Annotated in this window: 18 protein-coding genes; 13 read left to right on the top strand and 5 right to left on the bottom strand. The window is 59.6% G+C overall.

The window, feature by feature from the left end:
* The 6 genes from KUL77_RS04630 to KUL77_RS04605 all read left to right on the top strand — a co-directional run.
* Positions 1–859, top strand: an 859-nt coding sequence (locus KUL77_RS04630; RefSeq protein ID WP_297144140.1) for a transketolase C-terminal domain-containing protein, incomplete at its 5' end; no start/stop codon positions are given.
* 24 nt (positions 860–883) lie between these two features.
* Positions 884–1297, top strand: a complete 414-nt coding sequence (locus tag KUL77_RS04625) for a DUF2946 family protein (protein ID WP_297144139.1) — start codon at positions 884–886, stop codon at positions 1295–1297.
* A gap of 60 nt (positions 1298–1357) precedes the next feature.
* Entirely contained in the window at positions 1358–3418 is a 2061-nt protein-coding gene (locus KUL77_RS04620; RefSeq protein WP_297144138.1) for a TonB-dependent copper receptor, read from the top strand.
* Positions 3419–3481: 63 nt separating this feature from the next.
* Positions 3482–3925, top strand: coding sequence for a copper chaperone PCu(A)C (locus tag KUL77_RS04615; protein WP_297144137.1), 444 nt, complete (start codon positions 3482–3484; stop codon positions 3923–3925).
* Positions 3926–4013: 88 nt separating this feature from the next.
* Positions 4014–4385 (top strand): BlaI/MecI/CopY family transcriptional regulator, encoded by a 372-nt coding sequence (locus KUL77_RS04610; protein ID WP_297144136.1) that lies wholly within the window; start codon positions 4014–4016, stop codon positions 4383–4385.
* Positions 4372–5598, top strand: coding sequence for a TonB family protein (locus KUL77_RS04605; RefSeq protein ID WP_297144134.1), 1227 nt, complete (start codon positions 4372–4374; stop codon positions 5596–5598). Before KUL77_RS04610 ends, KUL77_RS04605 begins: the two co-directional genes overlap by 14 nt.
* Before the next feature lie 67 nt (positions 5599–5665).
* Here KUL77_RS04605 and KUL77_RS04600 read toward each other — a convergent pair whose 3' ends face one another.
* Positions 5666–6544: a S1/P1 nuclease gene (locus KUL77_RS04600; RefSeq protein ID WP_297144132.1), complete on the bottom strand. Its 879-nt coding sequence runs from the start codon at positions 6542–6544 to the stop codon at positions 5666–5668.
* 85 nt (positions 6545–6629) lie between these two features.
* On the opposite strand from KUL77_RS04600, the gene gap reads away from it, so the two are divergent.
* Positions 6630–7631: a type I glyceraldehyde-3-phosphate dehydrogenase gene (gene gap / locus KUL77_RS04595; protein WP_297144130.1), complete on the top strand. Its 1002-nt coding sequence runs from the start codon at positions 6630–6632 to the stop codon at positions 7629–7631.
* Between the two features lie 65 nt (positions 7632–7696).
* Here the strand turns inward: gap and fdxA are convergent, their stop codons facing one another.
* On the bottom strand, positions 7697–8023 hold the full coding sequence (gene fdxA, locus KUL77_RS04590; protein WP_297144128.1) for a ferredoxin FdxA: 327 nt from the start codon (positions 8021–8023) through the stop codon (positions 7697–7699).
* Between the two features lie 108 nt (positions 8024–8131).
* Between fdxA and KUL77_RS04585 the strand changes: the two genes are divergently transcribed.
* Positions 8132–8596 carry a group III truncated hemoglobin gene (locus KUL77_RS04585; RefSeq protein ID WP_297144127.1) on the top strand — a complete coding sequence of 155 codons (465 nt, stop codon included), beginning with the start codon at positions 8132–8134 and terminating at the stop codon, positions 8594–8596.
* Here the strand turns inward: KUL77_RS04585 and KUL77_RS04580 are convergent.
* Positions 8587–9030, bottom strand: coding sequence for a hypothetical protein (locus tag KUL77_RS04580; RefSeq protein ID WP_297144125.1), 444 nt, complete (start codon positions 9028–9030; stop codon positions 8587–8589). The two genes, KUL77_RS04585 and KUL77_RS04580, sit on opposite strands and share 10 nt — an antisense overlap.
* 89 nt (positions 9031–9119) lie before the next feature.
* Here KUL77_RS04580 and KUL77_RS04575 point away from each other — a divergent pair, with 89 nt between their 5' ends.
* The 3 genes from KUL77_RS04575 (at position 9120) to pyk (ending at position 13612) form a co-directional block, all read left to right on the top strand.
* Positions 9120–10796 carry a sensor domain-containing diguanylate cyclase gene (locus KUL77_RS04575; protein WP_297144123.1) on the top strand — a complete coding sequence of 559 codons (1677 nt, stop codon included), beginning with the start codon at positions 9120–9122 and terminating at the stop codon, positions 10794–10796.
* A gap of 36 nt (positions 10797–10832) precedes the next feature.
* A complete protein-coding gene (locus KUL77_RS04570; RefSeq protein WP_297144121.1) occupies positions 10833–12011 on the top strand; it encodes a phosphoglycerate kinase in 1179 nt (392 codons plus the stop codon).
* 125 nt (positions 12012–12136) lie between these two features.
* A complete protein-coding gene (gene pyk, locus KUL77_RS04565) occupies positions 12137–13612 on the top strand; it encodes a pyruvate kinase (protein WP_297144119.1) in 1476 nt (491 codons plus the stop codon).
* Between the two features lie 42 nt (positions 13613–13654).
* Here pyk and KUL77_RS04560 read toward each other — a convergent pair whose 3' ends face one another.
* Both KUL77_RS04560 and KUL77_RS04555 read right to left on the bottom strand, forming a co-directional pair.
* A complete protein-coding gene (locus KUL77_RS04560) occupies positions 13655–15085 on the bottom strand; it encodes a sigma-54 dependent transcriptional regulator (protein WP_297144117.1) in 1431 nt (476 codons plus the stop codon).
* Between the two features lie 90 nt (positions 15086–15175).
* Entirely contained in the window at positions 15176–16783 is a 1608-nt protein-coding gene (locus KUL77_RS04555; protein WP_297144115.1) for a histidine kinase dimerization/phospho-acceptor domain-containing protein, read from the bottom strand.
* A 132-nt stretch (positions 16784–16915) separates the two neighbouring features.
* Here KUL77_RS04555 and sucC point away from each other — a divergent pair, with 132 nt between their 5' ends.
* The gene (sucC, locus tag KUL77_RS04550; protein ID WP_297144114.1) at positions 16916–18076 is read left to right on the top strand and encodes an ADP-forming succinate--CoA ligase subunit beta; all 1161 of its coding nucleotides are present in this window, start codon (positions 16916–16918) and stop codon (positions 18074–18076) included.
* A 20-nt stretch (positions 18077–18096) separates the two neighbouring features.
* Positions 18097–18972 (top strand): succinate--CoA ligase subunit alpha, encoded by an 876-nt coding sequence (sucD, locus tag KUL77_RS04545; protein ID WP_297144112.1) that lies wholly within the window; start codon positions 18097–18099, stop codon positions 18970–18972.
* The last annotated feature ends 50 nt before the right edge of the window (positions 18973–19022 follow it).

The following is a 19022-nucleotide window of genomic DNA, read 5'->3' as shown; positions in this document are numbered from 1 at the left end:
GATCGGCGGTTCGGCGGATCTAGCACATTCCAACCTCACCCTGTGGAAGGGCAGCAAGTCGGTGACCAGCACCGATGCCGATGCCAATTACATCCACTCCGGTGTGCGCGAGTTCGGCATGACTGCGATCAGCAATGGTCTGGCCCTGCATGGCGGCTTCATTCCGTATGACGCTACCTTCTTGGTGTTCTCCGACTACGCGCGCAACGCGGTGCGCATGAGCGCGCTGATGGACGTGCGTGCGATCCACGTCTATACCCACGACTCGATCGGTCTCGGCGAAGACGGCCCCACCCACCAGCCGGTGGAGCATGTTTCGTCGCTGCGCTATATCCCCAATAACGACGTATGGCGCCCCTGCGATGCAGTGGAGTCGGCAGTGAGCTGGAAAGCCGCTATTGATCGTGCGGATGGCCCGTCGTGCTTGATCTTCAGCCGTCAAAACCTGCCACACCAAGTGCGCAACGACGCGCAACTGGCCGCAATTGCGCGCGGTGGCTACGTGCTGAAAGACAGCGTTGGCGCGCCTGAGCTGATTCTGCTTGCCACCGGCAGCGAAGTGGCGCTTGCCATGCAAGCCGCCGCGCAGCTGGGCGATGCGGTGCGCGTGGTATCGATGCCCTGCGTGGAAGTATTCGAGCGTCAAGACGCGGCCTATCGTGAGGCCGTGCTACCCAAGGCCTGCCGCAAGCGCGTGGCCGTTGAGGCTGGTGTGACGGGCTTCTGGGGCAAGTATGTGGGCCTTGATGGCGCGGTGATCGGTATTGATACCTTCGGTGCCAGTGCACCGGCGGATCAATTGTTTAACCATTTCGAAATTACCGTGGAAAAGTTGATTGAAGTCAGTAAGGCGCTGTAATTCACTCGCTAACCTAGCTTCAAGATGATGCTGCGCTCGCCACGGTTTTTAGCAGGGATGGTTCGCCTCGCACTGGCGGCTATCTTGCTGATGGCCGTCATGCCAACGGTGAGCCGTTGGCTGGCGAGCAGTATGCCGACGGAAGCCGCGCCGACGCACGACATGGCCGGGATGGCTGGGATGATGGTTGAGTCTCACCATCATCATGCAGGCAACGTGCCTGCACCCGCGCCTGCACCGTCGCCGCATGAGGGCATGCAGCACGACGTCTGCGCGTACTGCCCGCTGCTCGCTTCACTCGCGCCGATCCTGTTACTGGCCTTGGTGCTATTGCCGCCTTCGCGGCAACTGCGCCTACCATTACTGCGCGACTTTGCGCCGCACACCACCCCGCTGCTGCTGGGTCTCGGCGCCAGAGGGCCACCGATTTCGCTCTAACCCACAAGCCGTTTTTTCGCAGGCGTTGGCCTGCTTCCCCCCTTGTGCTTTGGAGCCACCATGAAGTCTTTTTCTTTCGCGACGGCGCTGCCGCCGCGCTGCGTGCTTGCCTGCGCGCTGGCCGCTGTTTTATTTCCCACACATGCTATTGCTGCCGATGATGAGGCCGATGCAAAAACGCTTAGTCGCGTGGTTGTCATCGGCGCGCCGGTGCAGCCACTCAAGTTTGAAACCGATACCAAATTGCCGCGCCAGCCAGTGCCCGCCAGCGATGGTGCAGATTATTTGAAAACAATCCCCGGCTTTACCGCGCTACGTAACGGCGGCAGCAACGGTGACCCGGTACTGCGCGGCATGTTTGGCTCGCGCTTGAATATGCTCACCAACGACGGCGCCATGCCCGGTGCCTGCCCGTCTCGGATGGATAACGCAATGTCGTACGTGGCCCCGGAAACCTTCGACCGGTTGGTGGTGGTGAAAGGCCCGCAGACTGTGCAGTGGGGGCCAGGTGCCTCTGCGGGCACGGTGCGTTTTGAACGCGACACACCGCGCTTTGATGCACCCGGCTGGCGCGCCCAGGCCAGCCTGCTGGGCGGTAGCTTTGGCCGTAACGATCAAATGATTGATGCCACCGCTGGCGCGACGCAGGGCTATGTGCGCGTGGCGGCCAACCGTTCAGAGGCTTCTGATTACGACGACGGTACTGGCGTGCGCGTGCCTTCCGCGTGGAAGAAGTGGAATGCTGACGTAGCGCTTGGCTGGACGCCGGATGCGGACACACTGCTAGAACTTTCGCTGGGTGCCGGTGATGGCCAAGCGCGTTACGGCGGGCGCAGTATGGATGGCTCTAAATTTGAACGCAGCAGCACTACGCTGCGCTTTGAGCGGAGCTTTGCGGGTGTGCTGAGTAAGCTGCAGGCCAGCGCGTATCGCAACTCGGCGGATCACGTGATGGATAACTACACCCTGCGCGATCCCAACCCGGCCAGCAGCATGCCAATGGCGATGGCGTCGAACGTGTACCGCGTTACCGAAGGCGGGCGCGTGGCTTCTATCTGGGCGTGGAATGCGTTTGAACTCACCGCAGGCGTAGATACGCAGGAGAGTCGTCACCGCAAGCGTAGTGCGTCAGGGCGCGATGTGTATCTAACCAAAGCGTGGATGCGCGATGCCACATTGCGCAATACCGGCGTTTTTGCCGAAGGCACATGGTCGCCTGCGAGTGCGCAGCGCGTGGTGGCAGGTGCGCGCATGGACGCGGCGAAGGTCACCGACCATCGCGCGATGCTAGGCATGACAGTCAACCCCACGGCAGGGCAAACGCGCAGTGAGCATCTTCCTGCTGGGTTTATTCGCTACGAGCGTGATGTCAGCAGTAGCGGCTTAGGCTGGTACGCAGGGCTGGGTCACGTTGCGCGCATGCCAGATTATTGGGAGCTGTTTTCCGCCAATAGCGGGCCGATGGGCAGCGCCAATGCGTTTGCGGGCGTGCGCCCAGAAAAAACCACGCAGCTGGATGCGGGCGTTCAGTGGCGCGGAGAGCAAAGCAGCGCTTGGGTCTCCGGCTATGTCGGGAACATCAGCGACTACATTCTGTTTCGCTACATGAGCGGCGGCATGATGGGCAGCACCAGCATGGCCAGCAATGTAGATGCCCGCATCCACGGTGCTGAAGCCGGTGGTGAATGGCGTCCTGCGAAAAACTGGGCGCTGGAAGGGAGCGTGGCGTGGGCATGGGGTAGCAATGAAGACGCGCACGCACCGCTGCCACAGATGACGCCGCTGGAGGGGCGGGTGAGTTTGGCCTACGACAATGGTCGCTGGAGTGGTGGCGCACTGCTGCGCATGGTGGCAGCGCAAACGCGGGTGGCGCTGAGTCAAGGCAATGTCACCGGGCGCGACCTCGGTCCCAGCGCGGGGTTTGCTACCGTGGCCCTTAGCACCGGGTATCGTGTTAGCGAACGCGTGCAACTCACCGCAGGCGTGGACAACGTGTTTAATCGCAACTACAGCGAGCATCTGAACCTCGCAGGTAATGCCGACTTCGGCTACCCCGCGATGCCGGTGCGGATCCACGAACCGGGCCGAAACCTATGGTTGAAACTCAATTTCACGCTATAACGTAAGCAAGAAAACCAGCAGCGCGGTTCCGCCAAGGGGCCGCGCTGGACACGGGAGAACGGTGTGAATATCGCATTGAAAAGCGTGTGTGCTTTTTTACTAGGCTTAGGGGTCACTGCTCCCGTCTATGCACAGCTGCGCGTTGAACAAGCGTGGACACGTGCCACGCCGGTGGTTTCTCCGGTATTAGGTGGGTTCTTGGTGGTGACCAATTCGGGGGATACGCAAGATCGCTTGTTGCGCGTTGAGGCAGCGATTGCGAAGAGTGTTGTGATTCACCAGATGCGTAATGACAACGGCGTGCTGCGGATGCGGGCGGTGAAAGACGGCTTGCCAATTTCCGCACATGGCAAGTTGGAGCTCAAGCCCGGCGGGGCACACTTGATGTTGATGGGTGTGCAGCGGCAGTTGCGTGCGGGTGAGCAGTTCGAAGCCAAGCTGGTGTTTGAACACGCCGGTGAAATACCCGTACGGTTTGATGTGCGGGCTTTAACCGCGGGGAGCTAAATTCAGGACCGATAAGTGCGTTCCGACAAACGGCGCTTGACAGTTGCGTCTACATCTGTAATCTGACAAAAAATTACAGGCGTAAACAATGCAAATTAGCGAAGCCGAATCGGTGGTGATGGACGTTCTCTGGCATCAGCACCCGCTGGGAGCAGACGATGTCCTGAGCGCGCTTTCCGGGCAGCAAGAATGGCAGGAAGCCACCGTCAAAACACTGCTGAACCGCCTGCTCAATAAAGGCGCAATTACGGCACTGAAGGAAGGGCGACGCTACCTCTATTCGCCGGTGCTAAGGCGTGAGGACTGGGTGCTGAAAGAAAGCAGCGGGCTGTTGGACCGCCTGTTTGATGGCCGCGTCGCGCCGCTGGTGGCGCATTTTTCGCAGCATCAAAAACTAAGCCAGAAGGATATTGCAGAGCTGCGCAAACTCTTGCAGGAGATTGACCATGATCAGCCATGAACTGATGCGTGTGCTGGTACACACCAGCGTATTGAGCAGCGTGGCAATAGTGATAGCGCTTTTATTGCGTAAGCCACTGCGCCGCAGCTTCGGCGCGCAGACGGCATATGTCGTGTGGTCACTGGTGCCGGTGGCGCTTGTCAGTAGTGCTTTGCCCGTCCCGATGCGGCAAGGGCAGGCGCTAGAGGCAGTAGTGCAGTTAGCCGCCCCAATGCGCAGCGCGGTGGCGTGGGTGACACCGGCGGGAAGTGCGCCCAATTGGCTGGGTATTGCGGCCCTGCTTTGGCTCTTGGGCAGCGTGGGTTTACTGGTGTGGATGACGTTCGCGCAGCAGCGCTTTATGCGCAGCTTGGGCGAACTGCGGCACGGCAATGGCGGGCAGTGCGCGCAGCATGACGTACCGGGGCTGCCTGCAACAGTGGGGGTGCTGCGCCCTCAGATCGTGTTGCCAACGGATTTTGAAACGCGCTACAGCGCGCAGCAACAAATACTGATACTGGCGCACGAGCGTACCCATATTGCGCGCGGTGATCATTGGATGAATGCCTTTGCGCTGGCGATGCAGTGCGCGTTCTGGTTCAACCCGCTGGTGCATTTGGCACAGCGGTGTTTTCGACAAGATCAAGAGCTTGCCTGCGATGCCAGCGTGCTTGCGCAGCTCCCCATGGTTCGAAGTGCCTATGGCCAGACGCTTCTTCAACAGCAGCTTGCGGCGCAGGCCACGCCGCTGGGCTGCCACTTTGGCTTTAGCCATCCACTCAAGGAGAGACTCCTCATGTTAAACGCAGATCAACCCTCCGCATTACGACGCGGGTTAGGCCGTAGCTGCATGGCCTTGTTATTCGCGGGAATGGTGTTTACCACTTGGGCCGCGCAAAGCGAGCACACGCAGACACATATACTGCAGAAAGACGATATCAACCTAGCCTCACGTTTAGAAAATGCACCGCACTACCCGGCTGACGCCGTGAAAGACGGCAAAGAGGGGACGGTGATTTTGCTTGTCAATTACGATACGCAGGGGCGTGTGACCAATGCAGTGGTAGAGCGCTCGTCTGGAGATGCGCGCCTTGACCAATCCGCCTTGGATGTCGTGCCGAAATGGACGTTCAAACCAGAAATCAAGAACGGCAAGCCCGTTGCAGGGAAGACGCGCGTGCCGGTGGAATTTGCGATGGATGAACCCGGTCAAAAAGCGACATCGGAACACTGATTTCGTGCAATGAAATGCGCGCCCCTTTTGCGCAGCGGCAATGCAAAAGGGGCGCGTGGCGTCAGGCTTATCGCGGCTGCGTTGCCCCTAGCGTTTGATTGAGGAGCACCGCTAGGCGGTCACCAGCAAGGCGAATACGCTGCTCGGCCAGCGGGCGCATTTTATCGAGGTAGGTGTGATCCATCTTGTGCTGATTGTCGGCCGGGTAGAGGCCTGCTTCATCAATCAATGTGCACGATTGTTCTGCCCAATTCAGCGCAACCTGTAACGGGCGCACGGGTGTGGTGCTTGGCGCAGGCCAAGGCTGCTTGTCGAGTAAGTCTGCATATTCTTGGAGCTTCAAGCCACGGCTGGCGGGGATGTAGTAGTCCCACACCGAATGCAGATTGGTGCCCATTACGCCATCAACATATTTGTCGCGTGCGTAAGACTCCGGCGGAATGCTGGTGGTGAGGCTGATCTGAAAACGGTTGCCGCCGCTATCGGTGCGGTTGCCTGCGTGCATTGGCTGGTGTTCATCACCCACGAGATGCACCACGAATTTCAGCGCATCGCGGCGTGCCTCTAGGGGTTGGCTGCGATCACCAAGAATGGCCAGTTGTTTGTCGATGGCGCCCACCACGCAGGCACCGTCCGGGCAGTCGCGGGTGAGGTCGAAATTGCAGCCACCGCCCTTGGCATTGATGTAGTGCCAGCGCGAGGTGGTTTTGAACCGTGCCGGGTCGGTGTAGCGCAGGGCGTCGGCCCAGGAGGAAATTCCGGCGAGCGTCGGCTCGCTCTCACCTTTTAGCAGTACGGCCACTTCTTGTTGCGCCTTAGGCGTTAAATGCCGCTGCGCCAATTCGCCCACAAGTGCGTGACCAAGGGGGCCCCAAGCCAATGCAGTGCTGGCAGGAAGAAGAGAAATAAGTACAGAAGGAAGTAATTTACGTAGAAAACGGGGCATATCACTGAAAGCTTGGGAGTGAAGCGCTAAAATACCCGGATTCCCGCGCCGTGTCCGGCGCAACATCATTAGGAGTCCCCCAGCGATGGCAATCAAGGTCGGTATCAACGGTTTCGGCCGTATCGGGCGCTGTGTATTTCGTGCGGCGGTTGAAAACTTTGGCAGCGATATCGAAATCGTCGGTATCAATGACCTGCTGGAGCCGGATTATTTGGCCTATATGCTCAAGCACGACTCCGTGCACGGCCGCTTCAAGGGCGATGTACACGTGGAAGGCGGCAATTTGGTGGTCAATGGCAAAGCCATTCGCCTGACTGCTGAGCGTGACCCGGCCAACCTCAAATGGGGCGAGGTCAATGCCGATGTGGTGATCGAGTCCACCGGGCTGTTCCTTACCGCGGAGTCGGCGCAAAAGCATATCGATGCAGGTGCGAAAAAAGTGCTGATGTCGGCACCGTCGAAGGACACCACTCCAATGTTCGTGTATGGCGTGAACCATGCCAAGTACGCGGGCGAGCAGATCATCTCAAATGCTTCTTGCACCACTAACTGCTTGGCCCCGGTGGCCAAGGTGCTGAACGATAAATGGGGCATCAAGCGTGGCCTGATGACCACCGTGCACGCCGCCACCGCCACGCAGAAAACTGTCGATGGCCCGTCGAATAAAGACTGGCGCGGTGGCCGTGGCATTTTGGAGAACATCATCCCGTCGAGCACAGGCGCGGCCAAGGCCGTGGGTGTGGTCATTCCTGAGCTGAACAAAAAGCTCACGGGTATGAGCTTCCGTGTGCCGACCTCCGATGTGTCGGTGGTCGATCTCACCGTAGAGCTGGATAAGCCCGCCACCTACGCCGAAATCTGCGCAGAAATGAAGGCGCAGAGCGAAGGCGCGTTGAAGGGTATTTTGGGTTACACCGAGGACAAGGTAGTGGCCACCGATTTCCGTGGTGATACCCGCACCTCGATCTTCGACGCTGAAGCCGGTATCGCCATGGACGACACCTTCGTCAAACTGGTGAGCTGGTACGACAACGAGTGGGGCTATTCCAACAAGTGCTTGGAAATGATCAAAGTGATGGCGAAGTAATTCGCCCTCCCTGTGGCCCACGCAGAACCCCGCCCAGTGCGGGGTTTTGTCGTTTACCGGGGTACTTATTCGCGCTTGAGCAGCGGTAGCTTATTGGGTTTGCCGTCCCATTCGGCGGCATCAGGGAGCGCTGGCTTTTTCGCGGTGAGCACCGGCCACAGCGGTGCAAGCTCGGCATTGATGCCTAAGAAATGTTCTTGCCCTGCAGGGACGTCATCCTCGGGGAAGATCGCACCCACCGGGCATTCGGCCACGCATAAGGTGCAGTCAATGCAGCTTTCTGGATCAATGACGAGGAAGTTTGGGCCTTCGTGAAAGCAGTCCACCGGGCACACTTCGACGCAGTCGGTGTGTTTGCAGTTGATGCAGTTTTCGGTAACAACGTGGGTCATGTCATCGTCCGCGCGGGTCTCTTATTTTTGCGCCAAGGTGCTTAGCCTATGCTGATTCATGTCAAGAAAATGTGCTGAAGCTTGACGCGAATCACCGGATAATGGGCTATGCAAACCGATACCCCCACCGAAGCAATTCCCGATTTTGACCAGATTGAACGCCTGGTTGATCGTTTTTACGACCGCATCCAAGTACACCCTACGCTGGGGCCGGTCTTCAATGCGTTTGTTCACGACTGGCCTGCGCACAAGCGCCTGCTGACTTCGTTTTGGACATCGGTCATTTTGCGTGCAGGCACCTATCGGGGCAACCCGATGGTGGCCCATTTCAACCGGGGCATTACCACGCAGCACTTTGTGGAGTGGTTGGCGCTGTGGCGGGACACCGCCGATCAAGTGCTTGCACCCGCACAAGCGCAGCTGGTGCATGAGTACGCCAACCGCATTGGCCGCAGTCTACGCTACGGCATGGGCCTGCCAGAGCCGGGGGCGCATGCGATTGATCTTCCCGTGTTAGATGCACAGGCCCCACGCGCACCGCGTGAACGCCTGCCGCGCGGGTCTCAGACGTAAAACATTAGCTTGGCCAGAATCACAATACCGATCATCAGGCTCAATACGATGCGATGGGTATAGCGAAAGCGACAGGGATCCATGCCGCCGCGCATACCGGCACGAATCGCGCTGATAAACACGCCCAGCACACCGAACGCGAGCAGCACCTTCAATAGCAATAACCAGCCCCAGCCGAACTGAGGCTGGATGCAACTAAAGCCATTGCAGCGAATATCAAACAGGGCGAAGCCGCTGAGAAACAGTAATACAACGATCACTGGCATGAACGTTCGCACCCGCGCCATAACCGCGGCTTCAATCTTCTCCATCAGCGCGTGGTCAAACTGACGATGGAATGACTCCAGCACCAGCACTTCGAAACAGACGGCGCCGACAAACACGATTGCACAGGAAAGGTGCAATAAAACGATCAGGGGATACCAGTGTGCCATGACGAAAGGGTATGCCTGTTCAAATCAAAATCACGTGATCTGCGTCAATTGATTGCGCATAACAGCATTTGTCATGATAGAAAGCGTTAATGGATGATTCCGCCGCCACTTCCGGCTGGAGCCTGCGCCGACGCCTCGCCCAAGTGCTGGTGTCCACGGCGCTTTTGCCCGTGTTGCTGTTTAGTGCGGCGCTGCTCTGGAGCCAGTGGAAGAACGACAAAGACGATCTGCAGATGCGGCTGGACTCAAATACGCGGCTCAATGCGGAAAGTTTGGAGGCATTTTTAGACGCGCAGCTGGCGGGCGTACAGTTGTTGGCGGATCGTTTGCCCGAAAATGCAGCGGCGCGTGATGAAGATATGGCCAGCCTGCTATCGGCCTATCCTTCGGCGTTGCGGGTGTTGGCAGTGGGGAGCGATGGCCATGTTTTGGCGGCACGCGATGCGCGCTGGCGCAGCCCATCGGCACAAAGCAGCGTGGTGGATACGGGCTGGTTCAAAGAGGCGCGCGACAAATTTCGTGTGCAAATTTCAGACGTGTACCGCAATGCGGCCTACGGTAATGAAACCGTGGTGACGCTATCTGCGCCGATGCTGCGTGGCGCCCACTTTGCTGGCGCGCTGGCGGTGGACGTGCCCGTGGAGAGTTTTGCGCGGGTCATGGCCGAAAGCCTGCTGCGGCGAAATCTTTCGATGCTGCTGCTCGATCGCAGTAATCGGGTGATCTATGCGCAGGGCGGGCTGCGCTGGGCGCAGTTGGATCAGGCCGGAGCTGTAGGTGCTCGGCTTCGCAATAACGCGATGTCTGCAGAGAAAGCGGGGCGGGTATTGCTGTTGGGCGGCGTGCTGCAGGGCGATGGCTTGGCCTATGTCAGCACGGTGCGTTTGCGCAATGGCTGGGTGCTTGCTTTGGTGGCGCCGAGGTCTGTATTGCTAAAGCCGCTGGTGCCGCGTCTGCTGCTGTTGGGGGTGCTGGTGGTGGTGACATTGATGGGCCTTGGGCTTGCGCTATGGCAGCAGCGGCAGCTCTTGCACAAGAGCATTGGGTTTATGTTGAACAGCTTGCGCGGCTATGCGCTGGGTGGGCGCATGAACCCAGCGCAGGTCGATCTCATGCCCGACGAGCTGCAGCCACTGGCGCAGGGTATTGGCGACTTGGGTGGCCGCATGAACGCGGCTTATGCGGAGCTGCAAGATGTTCTAGATCGGCGCGAACAAGAAATTACCGAACGCACGACTTCACTACGTGAGGCTGTGGCCAATCTCGACCGAATCAGCCGCACCGACGCGCTCACCGGCTGCCTCAATTATCGTGGATTTACCGAAGCGGGCGATAGGCTGTGGAATCAGGCGCGCGAGCAGGCGCAGCCGTTGTCGGTACTGGCCTTGGATATCGATCACTTCAAGCTCTACAACGACCTCTATGGCCATGCCGAAGGCGATAGCGTGCTGCGCCGCTTTGCCGGTGCCGTGCGCAGCGCGCTGCTGCATAGCGATGACGTGTTGGCGCGGCCGGGCGGCGAAGAGTTCACCGTGTTTTTGCCCAACACCACCCATGTCCAAGCGCTGCATGTCGGTGCGCGCGTGGTTCAGCGCGTGCGCGATGCCGATATCGTGCATGCCGGTTCACTGAAAGGGCATCTCACCGTAAGCGTGGGTGTGGCGAGCCTAGAGCCGGATGATTTAGAGCTAGAAGATATTTTGAAGCGGGCCGATGCGGCGCTGTATCGGGCTAAAGGTGCGGGCCGCGACGGGTTTTGCGACTAAAATAGCCGCTTCTTTCCCCACTGCTGCGTGCTGCCCATGACTATTTTGCGCATGACCGATCTTGACCTTGCCGGTAAGCGGGTGCTGATTCGCCAAGACCTCAATGTGCCTATCAACGAACAGGGCCATATTACGTCCGAGCAGCGTATTTTGGCGTCTGTGCCAACGCTGAAACTGGCGCTGGAAAAAGGCGCAGCGGTGATGGTGACGTCCCACCTTGGCCGCCCCAAGGAAGGTGCGTGGAGCGCCGCAGACTCGCTGGCTCCGGTTGCAACGCGCCTGTCCGAACTGCTGGGTGTCGACGTGCCGCTGCTGAAAGAGTGGGTGAACGGCGTTTCAGTTGCGCCGGGGCAGCTGGTGCTGCTGGAAAACTGCCGCATGAACGTGGGCGAGAAGGCCGACGACGAGGCACTGTCGAAGAAGTACGCCGCGCTGTGCGACGTGTTCGTCATGGACGCCTTTGGCACCGCGCACCGTGCGCAGGCGTCCACGCACGGCGTGATTCGCTTTGCCCCCGTGGCCTGCGGCGGCCCGCTGCTGATGGCCGAGCTCGATGCGCTGGATAAAGCGCTCGCCAATCCCGCCCATCCGCTGTTGGCCATCGTGGCCGGTAGCAAGGTGTCCACCAAGCTTGAACTGCTGGGCAATCTGGTCAATAAGGTGGATCAGCTGATCGTGGGCGGTGGTATTGCCAATACCTTCATCGCTGCGCTTGGCCACGGCGTGGGTAAGTCGCTGGTGGAAATGGACCTGCTTGATACCGCCAAAAAGATCATGGCCGATGCCAAAGCGCGCGGCGCGGAAATTCCGTTGCCGGTGGACGTAGTGGTGGCCCCGGCCTTTGCCGCGGATGCGCCTGCAACGATCAAAGGCATTGCCGAGGTAGGCCCCGAGGACATGATCCTAGATATCGGCCCGCAAACCGCCACGCAGTATGCCGAGCGCATTGCGAAAGCAGGCACGGTGGTGTGGAACGGCCCGGTAGGCGTGTTCGAATTTGACGCCTTTGCCGACGGCACAGAGGCCGTGGCGCACGCCGTGGCGGCATCGAAGGCATTCTCAATTGCCGGTGGTGGCGACACGCTGGCAGCGGTCGATAAATATCAAATCGCCGACGACGTGTCTTATATCTCCACCGGTGGCGGCGCCTTCCTCGAATTTCTGGAGGGCAAAACCCTGCCCGCAGTAGCGGCGCTGGCGGCGCGCGCCGGATAACCCTTGTGGGGGCAAAGGGCGCGTTGTTATGAAAACGATGACAACGATGTCATTTGGTGGTTGCGAAAGCCTTCGGCTGTGGTAGCGTGAGCGGAATACCTAAATCACCGCTCACACCGCCGCATATGACAACGTCACCGGAAAAACGCCGCCACACCCGCATTGTTGCCACCCTAGGCCCCGCAACGGATCAGCCGGGCGTCTTGGAGGCGATCTTGCGCGCCGGTGTTGATGTGGTGCGGCTGAACTTCTCCCACGGCGACCCCGCAGGGCAAGTGGCGCGCGGTGAAGCCGTGCGCGCAATGGCGGCAAAAATCGGCCGCGAGGTCGGCATTCTGGCCGACTTGCCAGGCCCGAAGATCCGTATCGAAACCTTTGCCGAAGGCAAAGTGCAGCTCAAGGCCGGGCACCGATTTGACCTTGTCGCCAGTCTCGATGCGCCTTTGGGTGATGAGCACCAAGTGGGCGTGAGCTATTTGGAGCTTCCGGCCGACGTCAAGCCGAGCGACGTCTTGCTACTTGATGACGGGATGGTTCAGTTGCGCGTGGAAGCCGTGGAAGGTGAGCGCATCATTACCAGTGTGCTCAATGATGGCGTGCTGTCCAATCGCAAGGGGCTGAATAAGCAAGGCGGCGGGTTGTCGCTAGGGGCGATTACTGAGCGTGACCGCGAGTTGATCGCAGTGGCGGCCAGCATGGATGTGGACTTTATCGCGGTGTCGTTTTGCCGCAATGCCGAAGATATGCACGAGGCGCGCCGAGTGGCGCGGGCACACGGCTGCAAAGCTGGGCTGGTGTCGAAGATCGAGCGTGCCGAGGCCATCGAAAATCTGGCTGAGATCGTGGATGCCAGCGATGTAGTCATGGTGGCGCGTGGTGATCTGGGTGTAGAAATTGGTGACGCCGAATTGCCGGGTCTGCAGAAAAAAATCATCCGCGAAGCGGTGGCGCGCGAGAAGATCGTGATCACCGCCACGCAGATGTTGCAGTCGATGGTGGAAAGCCCCATGCCGACACGCGCCGAAGTATTGGACGTGGCTAATGCGGTGATCGACGGCACCGATGCCGTGATGCTGTCGCAGGAATCAGCAGCAGGAAATTGGCCGGTGCGTTCGGTGGAAACCATGGCGCGCATTTGCTTTGGCGCGGAGCGCCAATTCATTCACGATACCGATTTTGAGCAGGCCCGCCGCGGTCTTGAACGCGCCGACCAAGCGATTGCAATGGCGACGATGTTCTTATGCGAACACGTCGGTGTGCGCGCGGTGGTGGCGATGACCGAGTCGGGTGGCACGGCGCGCTATCTGTCGCGCTTTCGTTCGGCGGTGCCGATCTATGCGTTCTCGCACCACGAGCACGCGCGTCGGCGTATGGCGCTGATGCGCGATGTGTTCCCAATGGATTACGACAGCCGTGGGCAAACCCCGCGCGAGTCTGCGCGTGGCAGTATCCGCCTGTTGGTAGAAGCGGGCCTGTTGGTGCCGGGCGACCGCGTGGTGTTCACCAGCGGTGAGCATATGCAAACGCGCGGCGCCACCAACACGCTGCGTTTGCTTGAAGTGGGGCCAGACGGCCACGCCACTGGGCTTGGTGAGCTGTAATTCAGTACGGTGGCGCAGGATCTGCGCCACCTAGCGGGCCAGTTAATCGATGCCCAGTTTTTTCAGCTTGTAGCGCAGCGCACGGAATGTAATACCGAGCTGCGCCGCGGCTTTAGTTTTGTTAAAGCGGTTATCCATCAGCGCTTGCTCAATCGCTTTGCGCTCGATTTCTTCAATGAACTCGGGCAGGGCACTGGAGGCAGTGTCGCGCGGGCTGAGCATGCCAGGATCCATCGCCGCCGCCGCTGCGGCAGCCTGCGCGGTGATGTTGGCGGTGGTGTTGCCACGCGACTCGGGTAGGCGTAGATCGTTGGCGCGAATACCGTCTTCATCGGCCAAGGCAAACGCGCGTTCCAAGATATTTTCCAGCTCGCGCACATTGCCGGGGAAGCTATAGTGGGCCAGCGCTTCAATCGCTTCGACATGCAAAATGGGCTTGTCGCGATGTTGCGCAGCGGCGAGGCGGGTCAAAATCGCGTCGATCAGCAGCGGCAAGTCTTCGCGGCGGTCGCGTAGTGGCGGAACGTGCAACTCGATGACGTTGATGCGGTAGTACAGGTCGTGGCGGAATTTGCTTTCTTCCACCAGCGCCGCCAAATCTTTATGGGTGGCCGAAAGAATGCGCACATCCACCGGAAGTTCGGCATTAGCACCCACCGGACGTACCGATTTTTCTTGGATGGCGCGCAGCAGCTTGACCTGCATCTGCATGGGCAGTTCGGCCACTTCGTCCAAGAATAAAGTGCCACCTTGAGCGGCTTGGAATAGGCCTACTTTATCGGCATGCGCGCCGGTAAAGCTGCCCTTTTTATGGCCGAAAAATTCGCTTTCCATCAGCTCGGCGGGAATGGCGCCGCAGTTAACGGGAATAAACGGGCCAGATGCGCGTGCGCCTTCGGCGTGGATGGTGCGGGCCACGAGCTCTTTACCCGTGCCAGATTCACCCGCGATATACACAGGCGCTTGGCTGCGTGCCACTTTTGCCAGTGTTGCGCGCAGTTCGGCCATAGCTGCCGACTGCCCTAACAGGCGCGAAGCAAACGTACCCGTAGTGGCGCTGGCTTTGCCAACCGGCTTGGGCGTTTGCGGATCGAGGTTGAGTGAGTGTTGTACAAGGCCGCGCAAAATGGTGAGGTCCACCGGCTTGCTGACAAAATCGAATGCGCCTGCTTTAAGCGCTTCCACGGCCGCTTCTTGATTGCCAAAGGCGGTGATCATCGCCACCGGGGTGTGCGGATAGAGTTGGGTGATTTCTTGCACCAAATCAATGCCGGAACCGTCGGACAGGCGCATATCGGTGAGACAGAGGGAGTAATGGTGCTGGCGCAGTAACTCGCGGGCATCGCGTAGGGAGGCGGCGGTATCGCAGCGCACGCCCATACGGCCTAATGTCATAACGAGTAATTCGCGGATATCGCGCTCATCATCAACGATGAGGGCGGTGGGCTGGCTGGGTGTGCTGGCGGTATTCATCTGGGTGAAACAATACCGCGTTATGAGGTTGCGTCCAAGTGCGCCGAATAGGGCCAAATCTTGATTTTGTGCGTCAGTTTGCGCAAAAAATTAGTGGGTATTGATCGCGTGCGCGCCAGCCAGCCGAATCCGGAAGCAGGCGCCGCCTGCAGGAAGGGCAACGTAGCTGAGATCGGCTTGGTTGGCGAGACACATTTCCTTGGCGATATATAAGCCAAGGCCCGTGCCGTGGCTGGAGGTTGTGAAAAAAGGCCGGAACAACTGCGCGCTGACCGCATCCGGGATGCCGGGGCCGCGATCCACTATGTCCAGCAGCGGAACATCTTGTGCGCTGCGGTGGGCGTGCAGGGTAATATGCGCGGGCTCGCCGGGGATGCGGCCATAGACTTGGGCGTTATGCACCAACACGGTGACCACCTGTTGAAGCTGGCGCGCATCCACTAGGCAGGCAATGCTGCCGGGCTCGGTTTTGGCGGTGAGGGTATCTGGCTCCAACGGGTGGCTGCCGCAGTATTCCTGCACAAATTGGCGGGCAAATTCGCAGAGTTCTACGTGCTCGGGCTGGGCGCGCTCGCGCCGGGCGAGGCCCAGTACGTTCTCGATGATGCCGTTCATGCGCCGAGTTTGTTGGTAGATGATTTCCAGAAGTCGGCGGTCGGATTCGGGTATTTCTTTGGATTCTTCCAGCAATTGCGTGGCGTAGCTGATCGCCGCCAGCGGGTTGCGAATTTCGTGAGCCAGACTGGCCGAAAAGCGCCCTAATGTGGCCAAGGTAAGGGTTTCGGCGCGGCGCGAGGCCAGCTCAACGTCGTCTAGAAAGACCAGCACCTGCTCGCCGCCGGCCAACAATTTGGCAAAGCGCGGCAGCACTTCCGGCAGGCCGCTGGCCAGCTGTAGCGGCGTGGCATCGAGCTTGCCGGTGCGCTCCCACAGGCGTAGGCGTTTATCGAGTTCGGGTGCGGCGGCGGCAAGCAAACGCCGCCCTTCACCCGCTTCACCAAGGTGCAACATGGCCGACTCGTTGGCGAGGCGAATTTCGCCATCGCCATCGACCAAGAGCACGCCGGTGCGCATGCGGCGAATGATAAGTTCATTCACTTCAGCCAAATTGGCGATCTGGCTGCCACGATGCTCCGCCAGCGCTTGGCTGGTGCGCATTTGTTTACCCAAAACACTGGTGACACTGGCAACAGCGAGATAGCTGATGGAAAACATCAGCACTTCGGTGGTACGGCGGGCGCTTTCGTTATCGTCGAACAATGTCCATACGTGCAGCACGAGCAAGGCCGTGGTCGCGGCCCCGGCGGCGGTTAGCCCGCTGCGTAGCGGCAGCAGCAGCGCGGCGGCACCGACGTTGAACAGCAGCATCATGGCAAGGCCCGAAGCGATACCGGGCAGGGCAGCGATGGCGAGGACCGTGGCGAAAATGTCGCAGCCAATGCCGAAAATAACCTGCGGCTGAACGGCGCGCTGCCGTGAGGCGGAAAACAGCAGGCCGGCGGCCAATAGGTACAGCAGCGCCACGCTCCCGGCCAGAATGGGGTGGCTGGGCATGCTGATCGTTTGCCCGATGGGGCTGAAGATGGCAAGGCACAGCAAAGCGGCCTCGAGTAGCCGATAGAGCGCAAAATAGTGCAGCTCGCGGCGAATGGCGGCTTGTAATTCGGGGGCTTCGGGTGGGGTTGGGGCGGGCGGCATGGAAGAAGTATGCGTTATTGCGACAGGCGGCGCGGCATGATGCGTCGCAACACGCTAAAATAGGGGTTCGCTCGCGCTTGGCTGGAGTTGTCCAGCGGGCCGGGCCTATCCGTTTTCTCCCCTGGGTGACCCATGAATTTCCACGAGTATCAGGCGAAGCAGTTGTTTGCCGATTACGGCATTGCAGTCCCGGTTGGTCGCGTTGCGCGCACGCCGGAGGAGGCCGTTGACGCGGCCAAGACCATTCCTGGTGACCTTTGGGTCATCAAGGCACAGATCCACGCCGGTGGCCGTGGTAAAGCGGGCGGCGTGAAGCTCGCTAAGAACTATGACGAAGTGCGCGAGTACGCCAAGGCGATGCTGGGCACCAAGATGGCCACCTATCAAACCGCTGGCGTCGAGCTGCCGATCGATTCGGTGCTGGTGTGCGAAGGCACCGACATCGCCAAAGAACTGTATCTGTCGGTCTTGGTGGACCGTGACAGCCGTTCGATCACCTTCATCGCCTCGGCTGAAGGCGGTATGGATATCGAGCAAGTGGCGCACGAAAAGCCGGAAGCGATCAAGACTCTGCACGTCAATTATGTGCAAGGCCTGCAGGCATATGAATGCCGCAACCTCGGCTTCGCGCTGGGCTTGACCGCCAAGCAAGTAGGCCAGCTGACCAAGATCATGCTGGGCCTGTACAAGCTGTTCAACGAAAAAGATCTGGCGCTGGTGGAACTGAACCCGCTGGCCATCCTCACCGACGGCAACCTCGCGGTGCTCGATGGCAAGATCAATTCCGATGACAACGCCACCTTCCGTCATGCCGACCTTGCCGCGATGCGCGACATTCGTCAGGAAGATGAAACCGAAGTGCGCGCCAGCCAGTACGACCTGAACTACGTCACCATGGACGGCAACATCGGCTGCATGGTCAACGGCGCCGGTCTGGCCATGGCCACCATGGACGTGATCAAGCTCAACGGCGGCGAGCCTGCGAACTTCCTCGACGTGGGCGGCGGTGCGACGAAAGAGCGCGTCACCGAAGCGTTCAAACTGATCCTGTCGTCGGATAAGGTGAAGGCGATTTTCGTCAACATCTTCGGCGGTATCGTGCGCTGCGACATGATCGCCGAAGGCATCATTGCGGCGGTGAAGGACGTGGGCGTGAAGATCCCGGTGATCGTGCGCCTAGCGGGCACCAACGTGGAGGCCGGTAAGGAGCTGCTGAAGAACTCCGGTTTGGCCATCATTCCGGCCGATGACATCAACGACGGCGCGAAGAAGTCCGTCGCGGCCGTCGCCTGATCGAACTAAAGGATTTCAACATGTCTGTTTTGATCAATAAAGATACCAAGGTGATCGTGCAGGGCTTTACCGGCTCGCAGGGCACCTTCCACGCCCAGCAGATGCTGGATTACGGCACCAAGGTTGTGGGTGGTGTGACCCCCGGTAAGGGCGGCACTGAGCACCTTGGCCTGCCAGTGTTCAACACCGTGGCGGATGCGGTGAGCAAAACTGGCGCGAATGCGTCGGTGATCTACGTGCCGCCGCCGTTTGCTGCGGACGCCATTCTTGAAGCCGCCGACGCGGGCATCAAGGTAATTGTGTGCATCACCGAGGGCATTCCGGTGCTGGACATGCTGCGCGTGAAGAACGTGCTGAAGGGCTACCCCGAAACCGTGCTGATCGGCCCGAACTGCCCCGGCGTGATTACCCCGGGCGAATGCAAGATCGGCATCATGCCGGGGCATATTCATATGCCGGGCAAGGTGGGCATTGTGTCGCGTTCGGGCACCTTGACCTATGAAGCAGTGAAGCAAACCACGGACGTTGGCTTAGGCCAGAGCACCTGCATTGGTATTGGCGGCGACCCGATCAACGGCACCAATTTCATTGATGCGCTGAAGCTGTTCCAGAACGACCCGCAGACCGAAGGCATCATCATGGTGGGCGAAATCGGTGGTAGCGCGGAAGAAGAAGCCGCTGAGTTCATCGCCAAGCACGTCACCAAGCCGGTGGTGGGCTTTATCGCCGGTGCGTCGGCGCCGAAGGGCAAGCGCATGGGCCACGCCGGTGCGATTGCGTCGGGCGGTTCGGGTACGGCGGAAGGCAAGTTTGCCGCGATGGAAAAAGCCGGTGTGACCACGGTGAAATCACCGGGCGACCTCGGCGCGGCCATTGCCAAGCGCTTGGCGAAGTAAGCCAAGTCGCGCAAGGTGTTAAAAGAACGGCGGCCATCAAGGCCGCCGTT

It is taken from the genome of Thermomonas sp. (assembly GCF_019104945.1).
In the GTDB taxonomy this organism is placed as follows: Bacteria; Pseudomonadota; Gammaproteobacteria; order Xanthomonadales; family Xanthomonadaceae; genus Thermomonas.
This window is presented reverse-complemented; position numbering and strand designations above follow the sequence as displayed.

What these genes read in the sequence shown, in the direction of transcription:
- pyk (WP_297144119.1), top strand. Translation starts at nt 12,137, where the DNA reads ATGACAACGTCACCGGAAAAACGCCGCCACACCCGCATTGTTGCCACC.
- KUL77_RS04580 (WP_297144125.1), bottom strand. Translation starts at nt 9,030, where the DNA reads ATGGCACACTGGTATCCCCTGATCGTTTTATTGCACCTTTCCTGTGCA.
- KUL77_RS04625 (WP_297144139.1), top strand. Translation starts at nt 884, where the DNA reads ATGATGCTGCGCTCGCCACGGTTTTTAGCAGGGATGGTTCGCCTCGCA.
- fdxA (WP_297144128.1), bottom strand. Translation starts at nt 8,023, where the DNA reads ATGACCCACGTTGTTACCGAAAACTGCATCAACTGCAAACACACCGAC.
- gap (WP_297144130.1), top strand. Translation starts at nt 6,630, where the DNA reads ATGGCAATCAAGGTCGGTATCAACGGTTTCGGCCGTATCGGGCGCTGT.
- KUL77_RS04560 (WP_297144117.1), bottom strand. Translation starts at nt 15,085, where the DNA reads ATGAATACCGCCAGCACACCCAGCCAGCCCACCGCCCTCATCGTTGAT.
- sucC (WP_297144114.1), top strand. Translation starts at nt 16,916, where the DNA reads ATGAATTTCCACGAGTATCAGGCGAAGCAGTTGTTTGCCGATTACGGC.
- KUL77_RS04600 (WP_297144132.1), bottom strand. Translation starts at nt 6,544, where the DNA reads ATGCCCCGTTTTCTACGTAAATTACTTCCTTCTGTACTTATTTCTCTT.
- KUL77_RS04605 (WP_297144134.1), top strand. Translation starts at nt 4,372, where the DNA reads ATGATCAGCCATGAACTGATGCGTGTGCTGGTACACACCAGCGTATTG.
- KUL77_RS04610 (WP_297144136.1), top strand. Translation starts at nt 4,014, where the DNA reads ATGCAAATTAGCGAAGCCGAATCGGTGGTGATGGACGTTCTCTGGCAT.
- KUL77_RS04575 (WP_297144123.1), top strand. Translation starts at nt 9,120, where the DNA reads ATGGATGATTCCGCCGCCACTTCCGGCTGGAGCCTGCGCCGACGCCTC.
- KUL77_RS04585 (WP_297144127.1), top strand. Translation starts at nt 8,132, where the DNA reads ATGCAAACCGATACCCCCACCGAAGCAATTCCCGATTTTGACCAGATT.
- KUL77_RS04620 (WP_297144138.1), top strand. Translation starts at nt 1,358, where the DNA reads ATGAAGTCTTTTTCTTTCGCGACGGCGCTGCCGCCGCGCTGCGTGCTT.
- KUL77_RS04570 (WP_297144121.1), top strand. Translation starts at nt 10,833, where the DNA reads ATGACTATTTTGCGCATGACCGATCTTGACCTTGCCGGTAAGCGGGTG.
- sucD (WP_297144112.1), top strand. Translation starts at nt 18,097, where the DNA reads ATGTCTGTTTTGATCAATAAAGATACCAAGGTGATCGTGCAGGGCTTT.
- KUL77_RS04555 (WP_297144115.1), bottom strand. Translation starts at nt 16,783, where the DNA reads ATGCCGCCCGCCCCAACCCCACCCGAAGCCCCCGAATTACAAGCCGCC.